Origin of the sequence: Mycobacterium sp. E3298, assembly GCF_001666895.1 — a bacterium.
GTDB lineage: Bacteria > Actinomycetota > Actinomycetes > Mycobacteriales > Mycobacteriaceae > Mycobacterium.
Genome location: NZ_LZJB01000233.1, coordinates 1 through 3839 on the forward strand (window position 1 = coordinate 1; position 3839 = coordinate 3839).

Annotated in this window: 1 protein-coding gene; it reads right to left on the minus strand. The window is 72.9% G+C overall.

Going from position 1 to position 3839, the window contains the following annotated elements:
- On the minus strand, positions 1–3839 hold a 3839-nt coding region (locus tag A9X05_RS10870; RefSeq protein ID WP_156736634.1), incomplete at both ends, for an acyltransferase domain-containing protein.

Consider the following 3839-nt stretch of genomic DNA (forward strand, 5'->3'; position numbering starts at 1 on the left):
CTCGTCGGTGATGTTGGCGAGCACGGCGTCCTCGACCACCGCGGCGGCATGCAGCACCCCGCGCAGCGCTAGTCCGGTGGCCGTGGCCGCGGCCACCACCCGGGCCGCGGTGTCTGACTCGGCGATGTTGCCGCTTTCCACGACCACATCGGTTCCGTTCGCGCGCAGCCGTTCGATTGCCTGGCGCGCCTTGGGAGTGGGATTGGAGCGGGCCGTCAGCACTATCCGCCCGCACCCGGCCTTGGCCATTTCGGAAGCCAGGAACAAGCCCAGGCCGCCCAGGCCGCCGGTGACGATGTAGGCGCCGTCGTCGCGGAACACCGGGGCCTGCTCCGGCGGCAGCACCGCGCGGGTCTGGCCGGTGCGCGGCACGGTGAGCACCAGCTTGCCGGTGTGCTCGGCGCCGCTCATCACGCGGATCGCCGTCGCCGCCTCCGATATCGGGTATTCGGTGCAATTCGGTTGCGGCAGATCACCGTCCGCGATCCGCTGGTAGACCGCCCGCAACAGCTGCTGCACCCGCCGCGGGTGCGTCTTGGTCAGCAGCGCCAAATCGACGGCGTAGAACGTGAGGTTGTGGCGGAAGGGATACAGGCCCAGCCGGGCGTCGTCGTAGATGTCGCGCTTGCCGATCTCCACGAACCGCCCACCGTAGGCGAGCAGGTTGAGCCCGGCGCGCTGGGCGGCACCGGTCAGCGAGTTGAGCACCAGATCGACGCCGTACCCGTCGGTGTCGCGGCGGATCTCGTCGGCGAACGCCGTGCTGCGTGAGTCGTAGACATGCTCGATGCCCATGTCGCGCAGCATCTCCCGCCGTTCCGGGCTGCCCGCGGTGGCGTAGATCTCCGCCCCCACCATTCGCGCGATCGCTATCGCGGCCTGACCGACGCCGCCGGTGCCGGAGTGGATGAGCACCTTGTCTTCGGCCGAGATCCCCGCCAGTTCGTACAGCCCGTACCACGCGGTGCCGTAGGCCGTCGCCGCGGCTGCGGCCTGGCCGGCGGTCATCCCGGACGGCAGGGTGGTCACCAGTCGGGCGTCACACGTGACGAACGTGCCCCAGCTGCCGTTGGCGAAACCGGAGAAACCGCCGACCCGGTCGCCGACGCGGTGGTCGGTGACGTCCGCGCCGACGCGGGTGACGACGCCGCCCAGGTCGAATCCCAGCTGGTGCGGCTCGCCCTCCAGGTCTGGGTAACGGCCAAGCGCGGCAAGTACTTCGGCGAAGTTGACGCTGGACGCGTCGATCGCGACCTCCACCTCGCCCGGGCCGGGCGTCCTGCGGTCGACGGCGACGAATTCCAGCGTTTGCAGGTCACCGGGATGACGGACCGCCACGCGCATCCCCTCCGTCTCGTGGTTCACCGTGGTGACCCGGCGTTCGTCGGCGCCCAGGGGCGTGCAGCGCAGCCGCGCCGTGTGCCACTGCCCGCCGCGCCACGCGGTCTCGTCCTCGGCCGAACCGCACAGCAATTCGTGGGCGGCACGTTCGACGTCCGCGTCGGCCTCGAGGTCGATCTGGGTGGTCCGCAGCTGCGGGTTCTCCGCGCCGACCACCCGCAGCAGGCCGCGCAGGCCGCCCTGGACCAGGTTCGGCGCGTCCCCGGGCCGCACGATCTGCGCCCGCCGCGTGATGACGTACAGGCGCGGCGGCGTCGCCGACATCTCCGGCAAGTCGCGGATCATGCGCACCACATGGCGGACCTGTTCGCGTCCGTCGAGCAGGCCCCGATCGTCCGGCTCCCCGGCCGGCGGCGGGCACACGATGACCACCCCCTCCAGGCCGCCACGCACCGCGGCGCCGAGCCGCTCAGCGTTGGGGCGGTGCTCGGCCTGCCGTGGCCAGCTCAGGAAATCTGTTTGTGCGCCAAGGGATTTCAATGTATCCGCCAGGGTCGACGCGAGCGGGTCGGCCTCGGCGGTGTCGATCAGCAGCCAGGCGCCGACCGGCCGCTCGGGCACCGGCGGCAGCGTCCGCCGCGCCCAGTCGACGGTCAGCAGCCGCTCGGCCATCAGCTCGTCGGGGCCGCCACCCCGGCCGAGGCCCATGCGCAGGCCCTGCACCGCCAGCAGCACCGTGCCGTCGGAATCCAGCAGATCGAGGTCGACGTCCACCGAGGACGCCGTCGCCGCGACGAGCCGGAGGTGGCAATAGCGGGCGCCGCGCGCCGGACCGTGGCGGCGCAGCCGCGCGACGCCCAACGGCAGCAGGCTGCCGTGGGCGGCCTCCTTGACGGCGGGGTGCGCCAGCACGGTCTGGAAGCAGGCGTCCAGCAGGGCGGGATGCACCCCGTAACTCCCCTGCTCCGCGCGGACCGCGCCGGGGAGCGCGACCTCGGCCACCACGCTGCGGCTCTTGCCTTCGGCGGTGCGCGTCGACACCAGACCGGCGAAGGCCGGACCGTACTCGACGCCGCGCTCGGCGAACGACTGTCGCAGCGCGGCACCGTCTTCCAGCTGCGGGTGGGTGGCCAGCAGGGCGGCGACGTCGCGTCGCTGCGGCTGCTCGTCGGCGACCGCGTGCAACACCGCCGCGGCGCTGCGGATCCGTTCCCCGTCGCGATCGGTCTCCACCACGAACTCGGCAACGCCCGCGTCCAGGATCGAAGCCACCGCGCTCACCGGCGTCTCGTCGTCCAGCAGCAGCATCTCCTCGAAGCGGACGTCGCGCACCTCCGCGTCCGGCCCCAGCACCGCCGCCGCGGCAGCCAGCGCCATCTCGCAGAAGCCCGCCCCCGGGAAAACCCCGACCCCGTTCACCCGATGGTCGGCCAGCCAGGGCAACGCCGCGGTGCCCACCCCGCCCTGCCACGCGTGGCGTTCCGGTTCCTCCGGCAGCCGCACGTGGGCACCCAACAGCGGATGCACGTCGAGCGTGAACTGCCCGCGCCCCGGCGCGCCCGCCCCGCCGGCGTCGACGAGCAGCCGCTGGTGGGTCCACGTCGGCAGCGGCGCGTCCACCAGCCGACCGCCCGGGTACAGCGCGGAGAAGTCGATGGCGGCGCCGGCGCTGAACAGATCCGCCAGGAAGCCCAACAGCCCGTGCGGCATCGGCTGCTCGCGGCGCATGGCCGGCAGCGCGGCGATGCCAACGTCGGAGGCGCCCGCGTTCTGTTCGACCGCCCGGGTCAGCAGCGGATGCGGCGACGGTTCACCGAAGACGCGATGGCCGTCGTCGAGGGCGGCCTGCACCGCGGCGGCGAACTTCACCGACTGGCGCAGGTTGTCCACCCAGTATCCGGCGTCGAACGCCGGCCGGGCGCGTGGATCGTCCAGCGTCGCAGAGTAATACGGCACTTCAGCCGCCGCCGGCGTCAGATCGGCGAGTTGGGCGGCCAAGTCGGCGAGGATCGGATCGACCTGGGACGAGTGCGAGGCGACGTCCACGGCCACCTCGCGGGCCATCACCTCGCGGCCCTCCCACTCCGCGACCAGATCGCGCACCGCCTGCGTCGCCCCGCCGATCACGGTGGAGTTGGGCGACGCGACCACCGAGACCACCACGTCGCCGACGCCGCGGGCGGCCAGTTCGTCGCGCACCTGCTGGGCGGGCAGCTCCACCGAGGCCATCGCGCCCGCGCCGGCGATCCGGCACATCAACGCCGAGCGCCGGCAGATCACCCTGACCCCGTCGGGCAGCGACAGCGCGCCGGCCACCACGGCCGCCGCGATCTCGCCCATCGAGTGGCCGATCACCGCCCCCGGCCGCACACCGTAGGCGCGCATCGCGGTCGCCAGCGCCACCTGGAAGGCGAACAGTGTCGGCTGCACCCGGTCGATGCCGGTGACCGTCTTCGGCGCCGACATCGCCTCGGTCACCGAGAAACCCGACTCCGCCG